Source organism: Streptomyces sp. CC0208, from assembly GCF_003443735.1.
Classification (GTDB): domain Bacteria; phylum Actinomycetota; class Actinomycetes; order Streptomycetales; family Streptomycetaceae; genus Streptomyces; species Streptomyces sviceus.
This window is the reverse complement of record NZ_CP031969.1, coordinates 1-19,121: the sequence shown is the minus strand read 5'-3', so window position 1 is coordinate 19,121 and position 19,121 is coordinate 1. Positions and strand designations below refer to the sequence as shown.

At 68.2% G+C, this 19,121-nt stretch carries 17 protein-coding genes and 3 pseudogenes; 12 read left to right on the top strand and 8 right to left on the bottom strand.

What is annotated here, in order from left to right:
• The gene (locus D1369_RS00105) at window positions 1-138 is read right to left on the bottom strand and encodes a hypothetical protein (protein WP_237558100.1); all 138 of its coding nucleotides are present in this window, start codon (window positions 136-138) and stop codon (window positions 1-3) included.
• A gap of 490 nt (window positions 139-628) precedes the next feature.
• On the opposite strand from D1369_RS00105, the gene D1369_RS00100 reads away from it, so the two are divergent.
• Together D1369_RS00100 and D1369_RS43575 are read left to right on the top strand one after the other, a co-directional pair.
• Window positions 629-1,183 carry an AAA family ATPase gene (locus tag D1369_RS00100; RefSeq protein ID WP_007387185.1) on the top strand — a complete coding sequence of 185 codons (555 nt, stop codon included), beginning with the start codon at window positions 629-631 and terminating at the stop codon, window positions 1,181-1,183.
• A gap of 1,525 nt (window positions 1,184-2,708) precedes the next feature.
• The gene (locus D1369_RS43575; protein ID WP_237557723.1) at window positions 2,709-2,942 is read left to right on the top strand and encodes a hypothetical protein; all 234 of its coding nucleotides are present in this window, start codon (window positions 2,709-2,711) and stop codon (window positions 2,940-2,942) included.
• 105 nt (window positions 2,943-3,047) lie between these two features.
• On the opposite strand, the pseudogene D1369_RS00080 reads toward D1369_RS43575, so the two are convergent.
• Window positions 3,048-3,597: pseudogene (locus D1369_RS00080) on the bottom strand (transposase); the annotation flags it as partial.
• Between the two features lie 112 nt (window positions 3,598-3,709).
• Complete coding sequence (locus tag D1369_RS00075; RefSeq protein WP_007387189.1) at window positions 3,710-4,639, bottom strand: NADP-dependent oxidoreductase; 930 nt, start codon at window positions 4,637-4,639, stop codon at window positions 3,710-3,712.
• Between the two features lie 88 nt (window positions 4,640-4,727).
• On the opposite strand from D1369_RS00075, the gene D1369_RS00070 reads away from it, so the two are divergent.
• From D1369_RS00070 to D1369_RS00055, 5 genes and pseudogenes are all read left to right on the top strand, one after another.
• Window positions 4,728-5,663 (top strand): AraC family transcriptional regulator, encoded by a 936-nt coding sequence (locus tag D1369_RS00070; RefSeq protein WP_007387190.1) that lies wholly within the window; start codon window positions 4,728-4,730, stop codon window positions 5,661-5,663.
• A 107-nt stretch (window positions 5,664-5,770) separates the two neighbouring features.
• A pseudogene (locus D1369_RS00065) lies at window positions 5,771-6,146 on the top strand (RacP protein).
• Between the two features lie 6 nt (window positions 6,147-6,152).
• A complete protein-coding gene (locus tag D1369_RS43570) occupies window positions 6,153-6,596 on the top strand; it encodes a transposase (RefSeq protein WP_082319523.1) in 444 nt (147 codons plus the stop codon).
• Window positions 6,526-7,068: a transposase gene (locus D1369_RS43565; RefSeq protein WP_240436025.1), complete on the top strand. Its 543-nt coding sequence runs from the start codon at window positions 6,526-6,528 to the stop codon at window positions 7,066-7,068. The genes D1369_RS43570 and D1369_RS43565 overlap by 71 nt, the downstream gene beginning before the upstream one ends.
• Window positions 7,069-7,135: 67 nt before the next feature.
• The gene (locus D1369_RS00055; RefSeq protein ID WP_007387193.1) at window positions 7,136-7,864 is read left to right on the top strand and encodes a TSUP family transporter; all 729 of its coding nucleotides are present in this window, start codon (window positions 7,136-7,138) and stop codon (window positions 7,862-7,864) included.
• A 23-nt stretch (window positions 7,865-7,887) separates the two neighbouring features.
• On the opposite strand, the gene D1369_RS00050 is transcribed toward D1369_RS00055, so the two are convergent.
• Both D1369_RS00050 and D1369_RS00045 read right to left on the bottom strand, forming a co-directional pair.
• Window positions 7,888-8,082, bottom strand: a complete 195-nt coding sequence (locus tag D1369_RS00050) for a hypothetical protein (RefSeq protein WP_037902658.1) — start codon at window positions 8,080-8,082, stop codon at window positions 7,888-7,890.
• Window positions 8,083-8,405: 323 nt separating this feature from the next.
• Window positions 8,406-8,963, bottom strand: a complete 558-nt coding sequence (locus D1369_RS00045; RefSeq protein WP_037902660.1) for a hypothetical protein — start codon at window positions 8,961-8,963, stop codon at window positions 8,406-8,408.
• A gap of 1,360 nt (window positions 8,964-10,323) precedes the next feature.
• Between D1369_RS00045 and D1369_RS00040 the strand changes: the two genes are divergently transcribed.
• The 4 genes from D1369_RS00040 to D1369_RS00025 all read left to right on the top strand — a co-directional run bounded on the left by D1369_RS00040 (window position 10,324) and on the right by D1369_RS00025 (window position 14,806).
• Complete coding sequence (locus D1369_RS00040; RefSeq protein WP_037902664.1) at window positions 10,324-12,339, top strand: glycosyl hydrolase; 2,016 nt, start codon at window positions 10,324-10,326, stop codon at window positions 12,337-12,339.
• 474 nt (window positions 12,340-12,813) lie between these two features.
• Window positions 12,814-13,734, top strand: a complete 921-nt coding sequence (locus D1369_RS00035; RefSeq protein ID WP_007387198.1) for an NADP-dependent oxidoreductase — start codon at window positions 12,814-12,816, stop codon at window positions 13,732-13,734.
• 131 nt (window positions 13,735-13,865) lie between these two features.
• The gene (locus tag D1369_RS00030) at window positions 13,866-14,312 is read left to right on the top strand and encodes a hypothetical protein (RefSeq protein WP_007387199.1); all 447 of its coding nucleotides are present in this window, start codon (window positions 13,866-13,868) and stop codon (window positions 14,310-14,312) included.
• Between the two features lie 290 nt (window positions 14,313-14,602).
• On the top strand, window positions 14,603-14,806 hold the full coding sequence (locus D1369_RS00025; protein WP_007387200.1) for a transposase family protein: 204 nt from the start codon (window positions 14,603-14,605) through the stop codon (window positions 14,804-14,806).
• 16 nt (window positions 14,807-14,822) lie between these two features.
• On the opposite strand, the gene D1369_RS00020 is transcribed toward D1369_RS00025, so the two are convergent.
• On the bottom strand, window positions 14,823-15,857 hold the full coding sequence (locus tag D1369_RS00020; protein ID WP_007387201.1) for an ornithine cyclodeaminase family protein: 1,035 nt from the start codon (window positions 15,855-15,857) through the stop codon (window positions 14,823-14,825).
• On the bottom strand, window positions 15,854-16,717 hold the full coding sequence (locus D1369_RS00015) for a PhzF family phenazine biosynthesis protein (RefSeq protein ID WP_007387202.1): 864 nt from the start codon (window positions 16,715-16,717) through the stop codon (window positions 15,854-15,856). Before D1369_RS00015 ends, D1369_RS00020 begins: the two co-directional genes overlap by 4 nt.
• A gap of 71 nt (window positions 16,718-16,788) precedes the next feature.
• Here D1369_RS00015 and D1369_RS00010 point away from each other — a divergent pair, with 71 nt between their 5' ends.
• Complete coding sequence (locus D1369_RS00010; RefSeq protein WP_007387203.1) at window positions 16,789-17,643, top strand: LysR family transcriptional regulator; 855 nt, start codon at window positions 16,789-16,791, stop codon at window positions 17,641-17,643.
• A 531-nt stretch (window positions 17,644-18,174) separates the two neighbouring features.
• Here D1369_RS00010 and D1369_RS00005 read toward each other — a convergent pair.
• Window positions 18,175-19,032: pseudogene (locus D1369_RS00005) on the bottom strand (MMPL family transporter); the annotation flags it as partial.
• Window positions 19,033-19,121: the final 89 nt, after the last annotated feature.

The window sequence follows — 19,121 nt, the reverse complement described above, 5'->3', positions numbered from 1 at the left end:
TCATCTGCCGGCGTTGTGCCCGGCGGCTTGGGTGATGGCGAGGCGGTAGGAGTCGGTGCCGGTCTGGGTGAGGTTGCCGCCGAAGGTAAGGCGGTCGGCGATGGCCGCGTAGTGATCGACCTTGGTCTTGGGCGGCATCGGCGCCCCCTCACTACGAGGAGCACACCGATCCTCCCATCGCAAGCCCCGAAGTGATGTCAAATCTCGTCGCTATTACTCTCCGCCAGCACCGGGCGGTGTCGTCCCTGGGCGACAGGCGGTGTCGAAACCCACGCCAAAGCCAGTCGTGACCGCCCCCGGCGGGACGGCTCCCGAAGTCATCGCGCCACCCGGCGGGATGACGAGGACCAAGTCACGTACTGCGCTGCGACCACGGCGTACCAGCGACGGTTGCCGAGACGCTGGCCGACAGGATGTACTGGTACCAAGCAGGACGTTGAGCAATCTGGCCGTGGTCGCCTTGCTCATCGCCTCGGCTCTCAGAGGCGTCTCCGGCACATCAGCCGTTCGAGGATCCGCCTGTGTCCCCCACCCCATCTCCAGGACTCCACTGTGCTTGCTGCCTTCGGCCAGAGGCCAAATCGGACCAGTGAGCCTGTCCCGACCTGCAAGAAAGGGTTCTCGAATCATGCGGCGGTACGTTCTCACCGGCACGCCGGGCGCGGGCAAGACATCAATCCTGCGGTGCCTGGACGAGTTTGGATACGGGGTTGTCGAGGAGGCAGCAACGGCAGTCATCACACGAGCACAGGCGCTGGGCGACGACCAGCCATGGACACGCCCGTCCTTCATCGACGAGATCGTGGCTCTGCAGCGGCAGCGACAGTTGGAGGCCACCGGTTCTCTTCAGGTCTTCGACCGATCACCGGTCTGCACCCACGCCCTCACCACCTACTTGGGGTGGCCGGTGTCCCCGGCGCTGGCCGCGGAACTCGAACGGATCACCTCGGAAGGGGTCTACGAGCGCCAAGTGTTCTTCGTTCGCAATGTGGGCTTCTGCGAGCCGACCGCAGCCCGGCGGATCAGTTTTCAGGAATCACTGGCTTTCGAAAAGATCCACGAAGAGAGCTATCGCGCATTTGGCTACGAGCTCATCGACGTCCCTGCCAGCGATCTGGCTCATCGGGTCGCCACTGTGAGCTCCATGATCGCGGATGCCTTGCCTCCGGCACCAGCGAGGTGAGCTTGGTCATATCGACTCTCCGGGATGCAACCCGCCCGGCTATGTGCGGCACGAAAGTGTCCCCACCGACGCACCTCCTCAATCGCACGCTGGCTCATCCGCATACGGCCTCTGCAGACACAAGGCACTCGTACGCGGTGATCACGCTGGAGTTGCTGTGGCGGGGGCATCCGCAGGCGCTCGACGAGATGAACGAGCGTCAGCGGCCGACGTATCAGCGGGTGTTCGGTGATCCGCCGAACTGGGTGCGGATCAGGCTCGGGGTGCAGCGCAGCCGTAGCTCGGGCTCGCCAGGCGCCCCTGGAGCAGTCCCGCCGAACCCCCGAAGCCGCCGCTCGGCTGGCCGCCGGAATCCAGGACGGCAAGCGGGAGCGCGCCCCCGGCCACGGCCGCCGCCCACCCCCGGCGGCAGCCGGGTAGCCGTACACCCGCCAGCCCGGCACCCAGCACACACCGGGCCGGACCACAGGGGGAGTCGCATGAGCACCCCGGAAGCCCCAATCCCGGCGACGCACTCGCACGCGCCCGCGTGGCCCGCGCGTGGATGGCTGCCGCGCTCAACGAGGACCAGGAGCCCGAGCCCGAGCCCGATGAGCCTTTGGGATGGCAGCTGATCTGGATGCGGCCCCGGAAGCTGAAGTCCAAGGCGGTGAACAGGCAGGAGTTGGGCAAGCAGCGGCGGCGATTCCAGAATGCAGGGCGGCGCCGGCCCCTGCCGGGCGGTCACGCGGGCCTCGCTCGCGGCAGAAGCGGATCGGCGAACGCGGCCGCGCGCCGCGACGCTCGACGCGCTGTTCCGGTTGCGGCACTCCCATGCCTGGCTGTGGTGGCGATGCCGGACACCGTCCGCTGGGTGGACTCCACCGTGGTGCGCGCTGGGTGACGATGGCCGCCAGCGTGGGGCATAGGTGTGAGGGGTGGGGAGGCGAAGGCTGGTTACCGGGGTCGGCTGGAGGTATGGCGCGCACGTCGGCAGGAACGAGAGCGCGGTGGCGTAGGCCGAGACAGCCGCGGCGGACAGGGCGAGCGCGGCCACGTTGGTGAGGACGAGGTGCTGCCAGGGGTAGCCGGCCGCAGCCAGGCGCCTGGCGAATGCGCTTCGTTCGAAGGTCGCCGCGAACTCTAGCGGGCTGCCCCGCGATTGTTGCGCAGCAGCCGGCCACCCGGGCCAGACCTGAAGACCGACGTCACGCCATGTCCCGAATGTGGCCAACAGCCATCCCGCAGCGTGCGGCGCCGGTTGCATGCCCACGAGGTGCACAGCGTTCCCGTGGAGGGGAAACGGTCGGGACGGCAGCCGATCTGTTCGTCGCAGGCCCCGTCTGGGATGCTGAAGGCCAGGCTCGGCAGGGGGGGGCAGACGGTGTATGCGGAACCTATGGCGCGAGCCGTTGTGGAACCAGCAATACTCAAGCTGATACGGCAGTACCCCCGTGGCAGGTCGTTCTCCACGACGGTCACATTCGGCGGGGACGACTTCAGCATGTGCGCCCACATACGGGCGCAGTGGGCGGCACCCGGGCAGGTGAAGATCGCGCTGGCCTGTTGGGTCGTCAACATGGATACCGCGCGCTATCTCGGTGACAACCCCCCTGCCAGGGAGGAGATGTGCCTGCCGCCGGAAGGCACAGCGCAGTGGGACGAGGAACTGACCAGGCGGGTGATCGGCCACCTCGCAGCTCGTATGAACGCTCTTGCCGCCGCCTTGCCAACCGCCGACGAACACCTCACCATCACCGTGCCTCTCGTCCTGACGTAGTCCGGTTGAAGGGTCGGCCGCACAACGCCCGGCGGTCCCGGCCTGGACCGCACACAGGTGACCAGAGCCAGCCCGGTTGCTATCTGCGTCGGCTGCCTCGCGATTTAGTGCGGCGGCAAGTCCGGGAAAGGCCAGGCAGTTGCGGGGGTCGCGCTCGTAGCGGGGGCTGAGTCTGCGGTAGCGGGACAGCCACGACATCGTGCGCTCGATCGCCCATCTCCGGCGTGCTCTCTTCGTTCGCTGGACGCGACTCTTTTGCGGGCCATGGGCACGCTGATGTGCTTGCCCCACCACCATCTCCGCAGGTGGGGAATGTCGTAGGCCTTGTCCGCGTGCAGCCGTTGTGGCGTGAAGTGCCGTCCGCGGTAGGGGTCGTGTTGCGTTTGGTGGCCCTCGGCCATGGGCTTAGCCCTTTGCTGTCGTGGGTGTTGCCGGCCGGGACGCCGACGAGGAGGGGCGGTCCGTTCGCGTCCGACAGGACGCATCCTGGAAGCCGGGTTGTCCCGGTCCACGGGGCTCGGGCCTGTGTGTTCGACCCCCCTTTTTTTGCCCGGACGGGGGCGGTGTCCAGGACGACGCGGGTGACGTCGATGAGGCCGGCATCGTCGAGGTGGTGCGGGCCCGCATGGTGAAGGCGAGCAGGCATGCCCCGAGCCTCGGGCATGCCCCGAGTGTCGGCGTACTCGCCAATGTGCTCAGCTGCGTACACGTGAACGTGCCCACCGAGTTGTGGCTTGGGGAGGCGGCTACAGGGTGCGGCGTCGGGCTCAGGGGATGATGACGACCTTGCCGCGGATCCGGCCGGCTTCACCGAGGCGGTGGACGTCCGCGAGGTCGGCCAGCGGGTGTGATGCGCTGATGTCGAGTGCGACCTCACCCGCGTCGACGAGTTCCACGAGTGCCGCCAGCTGCACCACGTCGTTGCGGGCGACCATGTGCATCGCCCTCACCCCGGCGTCGGCAGGCGGTTCGACAGGTGTTGCGATCGAGACGATCTGCCCGCCCGGCCGTACCGCAAATGCCAGAGCAGCGGCATCGTGCGGGCTCAGCGGAACGAGATTGAGCAGGGTGTCCACTGGGCCGTCGAGCGCTGCGGCGACCGGCCCGGCGGTGTAGTCGATCACGTGGTTCGCCCCGTGTCGCCGGACTGCCTGGGCGCTGCGGGCGCTGGCCGTGGCGATCACCTCGGCCCCGGTGTGCCTGGCGAGCTGTATCACGAAGCCGCCGACCCCTCCTCCCGCGCCGTTGACCAGGACCCGCTGGCCGGCGGTCACCTTTCCGTGCTCGAACACCGCCTGCCAGGCTGTCAGGCCCGCCACCGGCACGGCTGCGGCGTGCGTGAGAGGAACGGACGCCGGTGCCGGGACCAGCAGTTCACCCGGCGCCCGAACGTACTCGGCGGCCGCACCGGCACCCTCCAGCCGCCCGATGACGCGGTCGCCGACGGCGAACCCCTCGGTCCCCGGGCCGATCTCGGCAACCGTGCCGGCGACGTCCCAGCCCAGCGTGTAGGGGAGATCCACGGGAAGGAACACCTGCAGCAGCCCGGCGCGCAACGCGGCCTCGGTGGGGTTGAACGAAGTCGCCGCGACGCGGACGAGCACTTCACCGGCGCCGGGTCGAGGCTGCGGAACGTCGTCGTAACGGATCACGGACGCATCGCCGAACGCGTGGATACGCGCGGTCTTCATCTTCATGGAGTGAACCTACGGGCCGCATACGGAGACGATCCATGCGTCAGGGTGACCTGTTCATGCGTGTGCGTCTCATGCGTACGCTCGCCCCATGGATGTGCTCAGCGATGTGATCACGGTGGCGCGGACCGGCCGGCCCCGGTCGGCGTACGTGCGATGGCATGCACCCTGGGGACAGCAGTTCGCGTCCGTACCGGGTTCGGCAGGCTTCCAGGTGATCCTGGAGGGCCACTGCTGGCTCCTGCCCCCGCACGCCGCACCGGTCCAACTGGGTGCGGGCGATGTGCTCTTCCTGCCGCACGGCAGCGGGCACACCCTGGCCGACGGCCCGGCAACCGTGGTCACTGCCCCTGCCTGTACCCCCGACGACGCTGAGCTGGCCGGGCCCTACGCGTCGGACAGCGTCGACCGGCTCGGTCAGGGTGGCCCGGCCACCGTGGTGCTCTGCGGTGCCTACCGGCTCGATCCGTCCCGAACCCACCCCCTGCTGCTGACCCTGCCCGACCTGATCCACCTGCCTGCCGATCGGGACCGCCACCCCGAGCTGCACGCGTCGGTGCAACTCCTGGCTGCCGAGGTGGGCAATCCGCGCCTGGGCACCAGCGCAACCGTCCCCGCGCTCCTGGACACGCTCCTGATGTACATCCTGCGCATCTGGCTTGCCGAACAGCCCACCCGCAACAGCACCACAGGCTGGGTTGCAGCACTCAACGACGCGGCGGTCACCGCCGCCCTCCACGCCGTCCACCGCGACCCGGCAGCGCCCTGGACCGTGGCGAAACTCGCCGCGGAAGCCGGCCTTTCGCGGGCAACGTTCGCCAGGCGCTTCACCTCGATGATCGGTCAACCGCCCCTCGGCTACCTGACCTGGTGGCGACTGACCACGGCAGCCCGCCTTCTACGGGCGACGGAAGCGCCCTTGAGATCGATCGCGGCCCAGGTCGGATACACCTCCGAGTTCGCCTTCGCCAACGCGTTCAAGCGCATGCACGGGCTGGCCCCCGGCGCGTACCGGCGGGAAAGCTGATTCAGTTGCAAGGACAGTGAACACGTTCACCTGTACGCGACTGAGCACATTCAGGCGTACGCCGACACCGAGCCTCGCGGCGGCGAGGTGATGCCGCCCGGCGGCACATGGGACACCGTCCGGTTCGTGCTGTTCGAGACCGGACCCGCCGGTCTGCTGTTCCCTCAGCGGGTATGCGCGGGCGATCTGTCTGCCGGCCTAGTGCGGTCCGGATTCGCGTTGCTGAAGGACCGGGCGGGGGAGGAGGGATGGCGGCCGCTGGTCTGGACCCGCGCGAACGGCTGTCAGCGCGGTGCCGAGCGGGCCGCCCTGGAAGCCTGCGAACGGGCTGTGGTCAGGGAGGAGCCGGCCGGGTTCCGCCGGCTCGTCACCGGCACCATCGCCCCGCACGCCGGCGCCTACCCGGGCGGCAAGTGGGTCGAGCACATCACCGTGCGGCTCAACTCCATCGAATCCGCCCTCGACCTCGTCGTCAGCTCCTGACCTGCGCTGGGGCCGTCTGTCGGTGCGCGGTCCCACCGCGCCCTTCGAAGGCCCCGCCATGCGCCCTCGCCGTTCCCCCCGGACACCACCAACACCGAACGGGCCCTGCTCGAACCGCTGCTGCCCGCCCCGGCCTGCGAGACCAGCCGCGGCGGCAGGCCAAAGGAGCATCCCCGCCGCGAGGTCGTCGACGCGATTCGCCATGTCGTGGACACCGGCTGCAAATGGCGGGCCTTACCCGCTGGCTTCCCGCCCTGGCGGACTGTTTGGGGCTTCTTGGCCCGCTGGGCCCGCGGCCGGTGTCGTCGGCCAGATCCGCGACCCGCTCGCCGGACATATCCGCCGCGAGACGGGCAACGGCTCCCGGGCAGTCGCCACCGTGATCGACTCCCAGTCCGTGAAGGCCGCAGAGACCGTCGGCAAGGACAGCCGCGGCTACGACGCGGGTAAAAAGATCACCGGCCGCAAGCGCCACCTCGTGGTCGGCACCGCACTCGCGGACTGCCCCTGCCGGTCATGGTCACCCCGGCCGACCTGCACGACTCCGCCCCGGCAAAGGGAAGTCCTCTTCCGGCTGCGCCTCATGCACCCCGAGATCACCATCGTCCGGGCCGACCGCGCCTACGCGGGCAAGCTCGTGTCCTGGGCCAAACAGCACCTCAACCTCACGATCAAGACCGTCAGCCGCCCCAAGGACACCACCGGGTGCGTCGTCCTGCCCCGCAGGTGGGTCGTCGAGAGGTCGCTCGCCTGGATCATGCACGCCCGCCGCCGTGCACGCGACTACGAACGGCTCGTCCAGCACTCCGAAATGTTGAGCACCTGGGCCGCCATCACCCTCATGACCAGGCGGCTCACGCGTCGGCAGAGCCGTCCCGCCAAGCCGGCCACAACGGCGCCCCCCTTCGCGCAAGCCGCCTGAGACGACCCGGTTCTGCTCTCTCGCCCCGCCTCCCGCCGCCGCTCAGGCTGACGGAACAATCACCGGCATGGGAGAAGCACTACAGGCCATCGCCATCGTCGCCGCAACGTTCGCCACCGCGGCCCTGTCGGCGGTGGCCGGGTTCGGCGGCGGGGTGCTGCTGCTGCCGGTGTTCGTCGCCGTCCTCGGCACCCGCGATGCCGTCGCTGTGCTGACCGTCGCCCAGCTGGCAAGCAACGGCAGCCGAGTGTGGTTCAACCGGACCGAGATCGACCGGCGCCTGGTCGGCATCTTCGCCATCGGCGCCGCCCCGGCCGCCGCAGCCGGGGCGGCGCTGTTCGCCACCGCCCCGCTGCCCGCGCTCACCCACCTCATCGGCGTGTTCCTGTTGGTCATGGTCGCCTGGCGGCGCTGGAAACCGCACGCCGCCCGACTGGACGACAAAGCGTTCGCCGCCGTCGGTGCCGCCTCCGGGTTCGGCTCCGCGCTGGTCGGCTCGGTCGGCCCGATGGTCGCCCCGTTCTTCCTCGCCCGCGGCCTGATACGCGGCGCCTACATCGGCACCGAGGCCGCCTCCGCGGTGGTGATGCACCTGACCAAACTCGTCGTCTTCAGCGCCGCCGCCGTGCTCACCGCCACCAGCGCCACCATCGGCCTGGCCCTGGCCCCGGCCGGCGCGGCGGGTGCCTGGGCGGGCAAGAAGATCGTCGACCGGCTGCCCGCCCACATCTTCGTCCTCCTCGTCGAGGCGGGCCTGATCGCCTCCGGACTCCTGTTGGCCGTCACGGGCGGCTGATCAGTACGCCCGCCCCGTCCAACTCAGCCCACGGGCCGGAAAACAGGTTCTGACCGGAAACGGGAGATGCAGGCGAGCACCTCGCCCATGCTCCGGGGCACGGCCGTGAGCAGGCCAGGCAGCGCGAAGGTGAACGCGACCCGCACCGGGGCATCGCCGAACGCTGTCAGGCCCGCGGCGGTCATGCCGAGGACGCCGGGGAAACGGGGCGCGGTCATCGTCGATACTCCGGGGGTGCAGCAGGCGGACACGGCGGGGAGAGCATCGTCAACCCCCGGGGGTTGCGGCCAAGTGGAGCAGAGCCGCAGAGCGGGAATGTCGATGGCCGGCACTGTGCCGGGACGGAGAGTCAGCGGCGCAAGCCCGTCGACCAGCAGCACGCCGGCGCTCTGTCCACGCCCTCCGGCTTCGGACTCCGGGCCTGCACGAACGGGCCCTGCACGAACGGGCCCTGCACTGCCGTTGGTGTACCGGAATCCGGGCAGGCCACCTGCACTTCCCGACGGCTTCCTGCCGGTCTCGGCCCGTGGAGGGTCTGGTTTTAGGTGGCTTGGTAGGCCAGCTCGGCCAGCTGAAGGGCGTCGGCCAGGCTTGTCTCGTCGGTGAGGTCGACGCTGACGCGGTACTCCCGGTGGCCGGTGGTGAGGGTCCGGGCGGACTTGATGCCGAGGTCGTCGAGCTGCTGCCGGCTGTAGTTGAGCCGGAGGTTGATGGTGCTGTACTCCGCGTAGACGTAGGCGAAGCCGCCAAACTGTGACCCCTGCCGGCGCAGGCGCAGGTAGCGGCTGTAGTCCAGCGGGGCGTCGGGGAGCGCGTTCTTGCGCTTGATGCCGTAGACACCGACGTTGTCCCACCGGGTCGTTTCCTTAAGGAACCGGATGAACAGACCTGGAGCCGGGCTGCGGCCCAGCAACTGACGCACCGTTTCCTGGCCCTCGTCGGCCACTCCTGGAATCCCAGCCGGCAGCGTCTGGCTGTCGTGGCCGCCTTCGGGGGCTGTCGAAACGGGGCCACGGCGTTGGTTGGTCAGTTCCTTCAGTACTTGCGAGGCATCCAGTTCCTCGGCAGTCCCCTCGAACTGGAACACGGTCACCTTCATCAGATTCCCCCTCTTATCGAGTTCCTGTGACACTACCAGCAACTCTCTATAGAAGGCTCAAGTTCTGCATAGTTACCCTGGCTTTGTTGAGTTAGCGTCTGATCCGCCAGGACTCGCCCTCCCACGCTCCACCGCTCGGCTTCCCGTTCTGCAGCGCCCGGCCGGAGACCCGCACCGGATCAGCCCGCGGACTCGAGGACCGCTGCTTGTAGGGCGGTGCTCTTCAACTCACGTGGATGACTTGGTCGAGGAAATGGCGGGTAGTGGGGCCCGTGGTGTGGACGCGCGGAGGGGGGAGGGGGCGTGGGCGCCGCGGATGAGGAGCACGCGAAAGGCGTTGAGGGCGTAGAGGAAGTACTGGAACACGCCCGCGCCCACCACCGGACAACCCCCGATCACGACCTGGCGGTGACTGACACGCCTGCGGCCGTCACAGCCACCCCACGACAACAGCGGCCTCCCGCCGTTCAGGCCGCGCCGGCAGTGATACGGCCTGAATCGGGATACCGCACGCGGCCGCCACGCCGGCGCCGCCGTCGACCTTCTGCCGACCTGGACGAAGGGCGTGGGCCAGAGCGGCGGCTTGTGCCCTGCGCGCCATCCAACTGACAAGCCCCAGTGGACTCCGGCGCCGGCCGTGACCGTGACCGGGACGCGTTGTCCCCTGCTGCCCAGCCCGATCTCGCTGTAGATCGTTGCGGGCGCGGCCGTGCAGGGGACGGTGCAGGTGGCCAATTTTCCGATGACTATGACCGTTTTCCCTTCACCAACGCATTTCGCCGGCCACGGCGGTGGGCCCTGCCCTGATGCTGTCGACCAGTGCCACAGCCCTCCACCGCCCGACGTTCGGCACCGATGCCGTCCGCGAACATCTGCAACGACCCCGTCACCGTGATCAGGTCATCCGTGCCGTTCCGCATCGAACCGCCCACCGACCTCATCGGCTCGATCTCCAACGCCATGTCCCCAGAGCGAACTGCGCCTCGCAACCTGCACGATCAGTTCCTACGCCCGGGTGACGAACTGTGCGCAACGCTGCCGGGTGACGTACCCGATCCGGTCGGCCGCGCCGGTCATGATGACCACCACCCTCGCCCGGGCCCCGCCCGGCCACCACGACCCGACCGGTCAAAGGGGCGCCGGCCCCGGCCACTGTCCACACTGTCGCGCGCGACAGACCGGCGCAGAGCATGAACCGGCGGCGCTCGAAGCGCTGGAGCTTCCCTCCCAACTACCCTGCAAACCCAAGGCTGTTCGAGATACACGCGGCCAGCCCACGACACCCCTCGGGCGGTGCACCCCGGCCCCCCGGGAATCACCTCCCCTCGGCGAGAGACCGCCACGTCAAACGGAGACATACATGCCCAGCTCTCCCCTGAACCGTCGCACGTTCATCCTCCTCGGAGCCGCGGTCGCCGCAGCAGCCGGCACCCGAACAACCGTAGCCGCCGCGGCGACCTCCCCCACGCCGCTCGCCGGCACGCCAACACCGGTCCGGATCGTCGACGACGAGGCGACCCCCGCCACCCGCGCCCTGTTCGCGTATCTGAAGCGGCAGCAGGGCAAAGGCATCCTGTTCGGCCACCAACACGACCTCACCTACGGCTTCACCTTCACCACCCCCAACGGCAGGGCGTCCGACACCCGAGCGGGAGTGGGTGACTACCCCGCGGTCTTCGGCTGGGACACCCTCATCCTCGACGGCGACGAGCGTCCCGGCGCCGAGGGCGCAAGCGAAGCCGAGAACATCGCCGCGCTCAGCCGGTGCATCCGGCAGGGGGACGCACGCGGCGGGATCAACACCCTCAGCGCTCACATGCCGAACTTCGTCACCGGCAAGAACTTCCACGACACAACGGGCCGAGTGGTCAGCCAGATCCTTCCCGGCGGCGCGAAGCACGCACACTTCAACGCCTTCCTCGACCGCATCGCAAAGGCAGTCAAACGCGCACTGCGCCCGGACGGCACCGCCATCCCGGTCGTCTTCCGCCCCTTCCACGAGAACAACGGAGCCTGGTTCTGGTGGGGCGCCGGCCACACCACCCCGGCCGAGTTCATCGAGCTGTTCCGCTACACCGTCGAGTACCTGCGCGACACCAGGGGCGTCCACAACCTGCTCTACGCCTACTCGCCCAACTCGAGTTTCGCAGGCGACCCGGCCGACTACCTGAAGACCTACCCCGGCGACCGATTCGTCGACGTCCTCGGCTTCGACTCGTACGACGAAAACGCCGGACCGACCCCCTGGCTGGACGCAGTGGTGAAGGATCTGGCGATGGTGGTCCGGCTGGCGAACGAGCGAGGCAAGGCCCCGGCCTTCACCGAGTTCGGGGAGGGCGGCACCGAGGTCCGCAACCAGCAGTGGTTCACCCAGCTGGCGCAAGCCATCGAGGCGGACCCGCTCGCCCGCCAGGTGACGTACATGCTCACCTGGGCCAACTTCGGAGGCACCAAGCGCGCCTATGTGCCGTACCCGGGCCACCTCCTGTTCCCGGACTTCGTAAAGTACGAACAGGACCCCTACACCCTGTTCGCAGCCGATCTCCGGGGGGTGTACTCCGCTCACACCACCGCTGTCAAAAACGCCCCCTTCCTGCACCTCGTGACCCCTACAGACCGTCAGCGCGTAGCCGCCCCCAGGACCACCATCCGCGTGCGTGTCACACCCGCGAGGGCGAGCCAGGTCACCTACTCCGTGAACGGCGGACGCGCCAGAAAACTGTGCCTCGACACCGACGGCTTCTACTCGGGCGACTGGACGATCGACCCGGCCCTGCGCAACAACCGCTCAGTGACCCTCACCGTGAGCACACGGTTGGACGGCAAGACGCTCACCGACTCAGCCGTGGTCCTCCTCGGCGAGCTCACACCCCTGCCCGTCGGCTGGGTCGACGACTTTGAGGGATACGCCGCAGACAACACCGCCCTGAGCCAGGCGTACACCCACGTCAACTCCCACACCCTCACCCTGTCGGCCGACCACAAGTCCTCGGGCTCCTACGGACTGGCCTACGCGTACGACTTCACCGGCTCCGAGTACACCGGCGCAGGCAAGCCGCTCGACGCTGACTGGTCCGCCTTCACGTCCCTTGCGCTGTGGTTGCGGGGCGACGGCTCCGCAAACGGCGGGGCACTCCAGATCGTCGCCGACGGCGTCGACTTCTGGTACCAGATACCGCTGTCCGACACGAGCGGGCAGGACGTCCGGGCACCCTTCAGCGAATTCACACCCGCTCCCTGGGACACCGAACACACCGGAGCCGTGCTCGATGCGGCTCACCTCGCCGAGGTGACCGCGTTCAATCTCTACCTCGTCCACGGGAGCGGTGCAGCCACCAAGGGCACCGTGTACGTGGACAACATCAGAGCCGAATGACACCGGCCCGCCGTAACCCCCCAAGCCACCGCCTCACACTGGCGAAGGAGCCGTTCCTGCCGGCACCCCGCCCGCCTTCCGACGGGCGGGGCAGTCAAGGCGCCAGAGCGGCCAGCATGCGCGCACGGACGCGCCGTAGCCGTCGCTCTAGTAGTGCTTCGGTCCGGGACGAGGGAGTCCTTCTTCACGCGGCCGCGCCCGCGGCCCCCCGGCTCGACGGCGCTCCTGGCCCGTTCGGTCAACGCGCTCATCCTGTGGTCGGGCCCCTCAGTGCACCTGAGTCACCGCTCATCCGGAAGTAAACCCGCAGGACAGCGGGTTCCATCGCCGCAGACGCAACGCGTCTGGCGACCTTGGACGTTTCCGACGGGAGTGTTCTTCCTGGGATCGGCATGATCTGAAGGACTGGCGGAGGCGGATGTTGAGTATGTGCTACTCACCTGTCCGCGGTGTCGGCCTGATATCGATGGATACATGCGCCGAGTAATGCAGAGCAGATTGGGTGGTCCGGATGTTCTCGAGGTTGTCGAGGTTGATGTGCCGCAACCTGGGCCGGTAGAGGTCCTGGTCGAGGTGAAGGCCGCCGGCGTGAATCCGGTCGACTGGAAGGTGCGCACCGGGGGAGGCTTGGGCGAACCGCCCTTCTCTGTCGGCTGGGACGTCTCAGGAGTGGTGGCGGCCGTCGGAGCCGGTGTGACGCGCTTCAGGCCGGGAGACGAGGTCTTTGGAATGCCACGGTTTCCGGCCGAGGCAGGAGCGTACGCGGAGTTCGTGACCGCTCCGTCGAGACACCTTGTTCTCAAGCCGCCCAGCATGAGCCATGTCCAAGCGGCGGGCCTTCCCCTAGCGGGTCTTACCGCTTGGCAGGCGCTGGTGGCGGTGGCTGGGGTCGCTGCGGGAGAGCGGGTGCTCATTCCGGCCGCGGCGGGAGGCGTCGGCCACCTCGCCGTTCAGATCGCCAAGGCTCACGGTGCCTACGTCATCGCGACCGCTAGCGGAGCAAAGCACGATTTCGTCAGGGGCCTTGGCGCCGATGAGGTCATCGACTACAGGAGCTCTGAAGTGAGCTCCCAGGTGAGAGACGTCGATATCCTTCTGGCTACCATCGCCGGGCAGATCCGGGACCTGGCTGAGGTGTTGGTGCCCGGTGGCCGAGTCGTCGCACTCAACGGCGCCGATGCGGACACAGTTCAATGGGCCGCGCAGAACGGTCTCCGAGCTGACTTCATGCTGGTGGAGCCTGATCGGGCCGACCTGGAAGCCCTCGCTTCTCTCGCCGAAGAAGGTCGGTTCACGGTCCACATCGATCGCACATTTCCTCTTGATCAGGTGATCGACGCCCACCGCCTGGGCGAGGAGGGTCGAACCACGGGGAAGATCGTTCTGATTCCGTAGATGAATGCCCGCCGCAAGGGCGTGCCGTGCTGAAAGCCGGTCGGCGGTGTCGGTGAAAGGGGGGCCGGTGTGTCCCCCCTAACGACCTGGTGCGCGATTGGGGTCGGCCATCCGTAGCGGAGGATGGCCCTATGCATGCTCTCTTCGACAGTCCCGGGCTCCGTCGCGTCCGGCTGGGCGAGTACCCCTTGTGGGACGAGGCTCTTGCGCTCCTGCACCGGGACTTGGCAGTGACTCTTCCTGAGCAGGGGCCCCTGCAACTGCTGGCCCAGCCTTCCTACGAGGCGGGCGAGCCGGAGTATGTCTACGTTGCGCTGGCCAATGGCGAGTGGCACGGCGGTCACCTGTACCCGAAGGCGGCCGAAGACCTCGCTCATGCCCTGGCGATCGTCGCCGACGCCGCGCAGGATACCGTCGCCGAGCGTCTGGGGCAGGCCTGGCCCCTGTGCGTCGAACACAACCTGGGCATGCATGCGCGCGAGGTGGAGGGGCAGCTCTCCTGGTGGTGCGCCGGAGAGCGGCCGCGTCTCGGGCCGGCCCACGTCCGTGCGGCCGTGGGCGCGCTCGACACCTGCTGAGCCGCCCGCGTCGCCGCAACCGCAAGCGAGGGAGAGTAGATCGACGGCATGTTGCGCGGCAGTCGCAGCGGGTGCGCCGTGACGTGATGGGGGCCGTGCGGGTTGGGTGTTCATATCACGCAACACCTTGGCCGCAGGGCCCTTGTCCCATCCCGTCTTCACCGGCGTTCATCACGGTTGACTCGGCCCGCTGATCGGCGAGTTGGCTCATACGTGGATGGCATCCGAGGCACAACCGCAGGGGTCGCGGCCGTCCGAGGGCAGTCGGAGCCGGGGCGAACCATCAGTGGGTGTTCACCGACCGGATCATCGCCACCCTGATCGCCCTGCGGTTCCAGCTTCTTCATACAGCTCCGGCTGTTCTCTACGGCGTGGACCGCTCAACGATCGCCCGGGCCGTCCATGAGGTGCGTCCACTGCTGGCTGCCCGGGGTCGCTGTGCCAGGACACCAGACCTGTGGCTTCGCACCTGTCCGGCCAGGAGGCCGCGTTGAGTTCGCCGGCAGGAGTTCAGGTGACCGCTGGCGTGCCCGCCTCCGCCGTCTGCCGGTGAACCTCCCGCGCGTGGGCAGGAATCTCTGGGGAACGCCGGGGTGCGCCGAGCATGTTGAGAGCGACTTCCGCGGCGGCCAGATCCTGGACGCCGAGGCCGATGAGCTTGCAGACGGTGATTTCCTCGTCGTTCTCCCGGCCGGGTGCCGTTCCGGCGAGGACCTCACCGAGTTCCGCGTAGACCCGGCGGTCCTCTTCCGCAAGCCGTGACAGATCGCCGTGGATGGCGGTGAGTTCACGGCTGTCGACCACGATCCGGTCCGCACGCCTCAGGCTGTCGGACGTCAGCTCCGCCTTCGTCGGATCGTCGGCGCCCACCGCGTTGATGTGCAGTCCGGGTGTCAGCCATGACGCGCCCACCAGCGGTTCGGTGCTGGAGGTCGCGGTCACCACTACGTCGGCGCCGTCGAATGCGGCCTGGGCGCTGTCCACACCGATGACGCGCAGATCCGGCCGCCTGGCATGCAACGCGGGCGCGAGCGACTGGACATGGGACGCGCGCCGTCCCCACACGCGTACCTCGCGCAGCGGGAGTTCGTCGGCCACGGCGAGCGTCTGGAGGTAAGCCTGAGTGCCGGTGCCGATGACCCCCAGGACGCGGGAGTCGCGCCGCGCCATCATCCGCGCGGCGAGGGCTCCTGCGGCGGCCGTCCGGATGTCCGAGAGGTGGTGCTCGTCGTCCAGGAGCGCACGCAGGTCACCGGTCGTCGCGTCGAAAACGGCGATGACGCCGCTCGCGGGCGTTCCTGCGCGACGTGCACGCTCGAGGAACCACGAGGCGACCTTGACGGTGAAGACCTGCCGGCCCGGCAGCCACGCCGACTTCACGTGGACGTCGCCGTCGGGGCCGGCAGGGGCGAACACGGCGGCCGGTGCGTCCCCGAGCCCGCGGCTGTAGTCACGCAGGGCGGCAGCGACGGGCTCCAGTACGTCCGCGTAGCCGACCGTGCTGCGGATCTCGTGCGGCCCGAAGTAGGCGGGTCCGCCGGTCACTGCGGCAGCCCTTCAAGGCGCCCCTGGGCGACGACGGCGACCTCTCCGCCGACGCGGACGGAGGTGATGGCCTGCGGACCGCCGTGGGCGCTGATCGTCATTTCGCTGGGGCGGCCACAGAACTGGCCCTGGCGCAGCACCTGCTGGTCGCCGTCCCCGAGCCGTTCGTGCCGGCGGAGGTAGGCGGCCACACACCCTGCGGCGCTGCCGGTGGCCACATCCTCGACGACGCCGTCGTTGTTCCAGTGCCGTCCTTCCAGGGCGTCGGCGTCCAGAAGGTAGGCGAACTGCGCTCCGACCTGGCCCAGTGGTCCTGTGATGTCGGACGTGATCCTGGCCCGCTTCAGCGCTCCCGTCCGTACGGGAACGATCAAATAGTGCAGCCCGGTCGAGACGATCTCGGGAGGCAGTTCGGCGTGGAGGTCCTCCTCGTCCAGGCAGAACCAGGAGGACAGGTCGTTCAGCACGGGCCGCCCGAGGAACTGCGGAGGGCCCTGGTCGAGAACGCTCGCGTACCTCCCGTGGCCACGGCGCTCCCTGACCACCTCCACCGTGCGCGCCTTCAGCTCCAGCGACCACGTACGGCTGGTGTCGCCGCCCGCCATGGCATGCAGAACACTTGCCGCCCCGATGACCGGATGTCCGGCGAAATCCAGCTCCTCACTGAGATCGAACACCCGTGCCCGCCATGCGTCGCCCGCCTCATTCTTCTGATCCAGGAAGATGGATTCGAAGTGGCGCATTTCCTCGGTGATCCGCTGCATTTGGGATCCGTTCAGGCCTGCTGCACCGGGAAAAACAGCAAGGCTGTTCCCGCTGAAAGGCGTTCCGCTGAAGACATCGACATGAAAGTAGTGCATAGAGCGAAGCTACCGATGGGGCGAAACGAGCGGAACCCTTCCCCTGAACAGAGGGGGCATAGCATGTCGTTATGGCCCACGATCTCGAAACGGCACTGCTGCGCGCATTCGTCAGCTCCGTGCGGTCCGGAAGCATCAGCCGGGCCGCCGCGGCCCTCGGTCACAGCCAGCCCGCTCTCAGCAACCAGCTGCGCAGGCTCGAACGCACCGTGGGCCAGCGGCTGCTGCACCGAGGGACGACCGGTGTGTCCCTGACCAAGTCCGGAGAGATCTTCCTGCCCTATGCCGAGCGGATCCTCGCCCTGTCCGCTCAGGGGCTCGCGGCGGCCGGCCCGGTCGTCACCGGACACTGTGGTGTGGGGTTGATGGAGGACTTCGTGACGCCGTCGCTGGTCGAGGCGCTGAGCGATTTCAGTGGCCTCCACCCGGGCGCCAAGCTGGAACTGGTGACAGGCTCCGGACCCCTGATGAAGCAGTCCCTCGCCGAGGGGCGGATCCAACTGGCCCTGTGCGACCCCTTCTACCTGGCCGAGGCGCCTCGCTGGACGGCACGCCTCCCGCTGGCTTGGTCGGCTGCGCGGACCTTGGACCTGCGCCAGGACCCACTGCCGCTCGTGCTCTTCTCCCAGCCGTGCCGCTGGCGGATTCCCGTGTTCGACGCCCTGGAAGCCGCGGGGATCCGATGGGACGTCGTCTTCGAGAGCACGGCTCTGGGCGCAGTGCAAGCCGCCGCGCGTGCCGGCCTCGGCGCCACCGCGCTGCTCCCGGCGAACGTGGAACCGGGGACGGCGACCGATGAACTTCCCGCCCTCCCGGAGGTCGAGATCGCCCTGACCCGTCACACCGGGACAGACGGCGACCCGCTCCTCGATGCCGTGGAGAACCTCCTGAGGCGACTGACCGACCTCACGGCGGCGACAGGCTGAAGGAAGAAACCGAAGCCAGGTCTGGCAGTGGGAGAACGCTCGAAAGGTAGGCGGGATGAATGTGAGTCCAACCGTCGCCTGGATAGGCCTGGTTGCTTACGCTCGCTGACCTCGCGTGTGAATTCATTCCCTCGCCATGCGCCGGCAGAGCCGTCGGTCCCATTCGGCAAACCCGGGTGCACCGCTTCACGATGCGAGTCCGTGGATCGGCAGGCTTCACCGGAGGCGATGGTCGAGGATGACGCTCCTCGCCGGGCAGGCGCCGTCGACACGGTGGGGCCAGATGGCGCCGGTGCGATGCGCGTCGCGGCTGACCGTACTGAGGAGACGATCGTCCCCGTTCAGCACTTCTGCGCTGGACTTGGACCGCGAGAAGCACGGAGTGAATGCGGACACATCAGAGCCCGACGCGACAGACAAGCGAAGCCTCCGGCCGGTCCGGGTCTGTCGAGAACCCGTCTGCCAGAGGCCCCGTTTGTGGTTCCGGATCGGCTATGGCCATGGCCGGTAGCCGGACTTAAGTCTTCGGCTTCACGAAGCAACGCGTTGATCGACTTTTGGGCGCTCGTCGACTGTCGCGTCAAGGTCGGTAGATGTGAGGGGTGCGAACGAGCTCGAGAGCTTTGCTCCCTCGATGTCGATGTCCGGCAGTAGCGCATCCAGTCGACGGGGCAGCCACCAGGCTTTCTGGCCCAACAGAGCCAGGACTGCGGGAACGATGGCCATGCGGACGACGAAGGCATCGAAGAACACCGCGATGGCCAGTCCGAAACCGATCATTTTGATCATGGGCTCACCCGAGCCGATGAAGCCGGCGAAGACAGCGATCATGATGACGGCGGCAGCTGTGACCACCCGCGCGCCGTGTCTGAAGCCGGTGACGATCGCCGTGTGGGGCTGCTCGCCGTGCACGTAGGCCTCGCGCATCCGGGTGACCAGGAAGACTTCGTAGTCCATGGCCAGGCCGAAGACGACGCCCACCATGAAGATCGGCATCATCGAGACGATGGGCCCGGTCTGCTCGACTCCCAAGAGGGAGCCCAGCCATCCCCACTGGAAGACGGCCACGACGGCGCCCAGTGCGGCGGTCACCGACAACAGGAAGCCCAGCGCTGCCTTGAGGGGCACGAGGACCGAGCGGAATACGATCATGAGCAGGATGAACGCCAGCCCTACGACCAGCGCGAGGTAGGGCACCAGTGCGCTGTTCATCTTCTGTGAGAAGTCGATGTTGAGGGCCGTGGTCCCGGTGACCAGGACGTTGTGTTCGGTCTCTTTGCGGATTTCCTGGACGAGATGTTCGGTGGACTCGGAAGAAGGACGGTGTGCGGGGACGACCGTGATGACGGATGTGTCGCCGGCGGCGTTGGCCGTGGGTGCGCTGATTGCGGCCTTTCGGTGTGGGGTCGGTGGTGGTGAGAGTCGGTGTTGGTGGTCGGGTGGTTGGTGTATTGGTGCTGGTCAGTGGGGTGTTGGGG

Bases quoted from the DNA above. Each gene is read 5' to 3' on its own strand.
- D1369_RS00105 (WP_237558100.1), bottom strand. From the start codon at position 138: ATGCCGCCCAAGACCAAGGTCGATCACTACGCGGCCATCGCCGACCGC.
- D1369_RS00100 (WP_007387185.1), top strand. From the start codon at position 629: ATGCGGCGGTACGTTCTCACCGGCACGCCGGGCGCGGGCAAGACATCA.
- D1369_RS00075 (WP_007387189.1), bottom strand. From the start codon at position 4,639: ATGAAGATGAAGACCGCGCGTATCCACGCGTTCGGCGATGCGTCCGTG.
- D1369_RS00070 (WP_007387190.1), top strand. From the start codon at position 4,728: ATGGATGTGCTCAGCGATGTGATCACGGTGGCGCGGACCGGCCGGCCC.
- D1369_RS00055 (WP_007387193.1), top strand. From the start codon at position 7,136: ATGGGAGAAGCACTACAGGCCATCGCCATCGTCGCCGCAACGTTCGCC.
- D1369_RS00050 (WP_037902658.1), bottom strand. From the start codon at position 8,082: ATGACCGCGCCCCGTTTCCCCGGCGTCCTCGGCATGACCGCCGCGGGC.
- D1369_RS00045 (WP_037902660.1), bottom strand. From the start codon at position 8,963: ATGAAGGTGACCGTGTTCCAGTTCGAGGGGACTGCCGAGGAACTGGAT.
- D1369_RS00040 (WP_037902664.1), top strand. From the start codon at position 10,324: ATGCCCAGCTCTCCCCTGAACCGTCGCACGTTCATCCTCCTCGGAGCC.
- D1369_RS00035 (WP_007387198.1), top strand. From the start codon at position 12,814: ATGCGCCGAGTAATGCAGAGCAGATTGGGTGGTCCGGATGTTCTCGAG.
- D1369_RS00030 (WP_007387199.1), top strand. From the start codon at position 13,866: ATGCATGCTCTCTTCGACAGTCCCGGGCTCCGTCGCGTCCGGCTGGGC.
- D1369_RS00015 (WP_007387202.1), bottom strand. From the start codon at position 16,717: ATGCACTACTTTCATGTCGATGTCTTCAGCGGAACGCCTTTCAGCGGG.
- D1369_RS00010 (WP_007387203.1), top strand. From the start codon at position 16,789: ATGGCCCACGATCTCGAAACGGCACTGCTGCGCGCATTCGTCAGCTCC.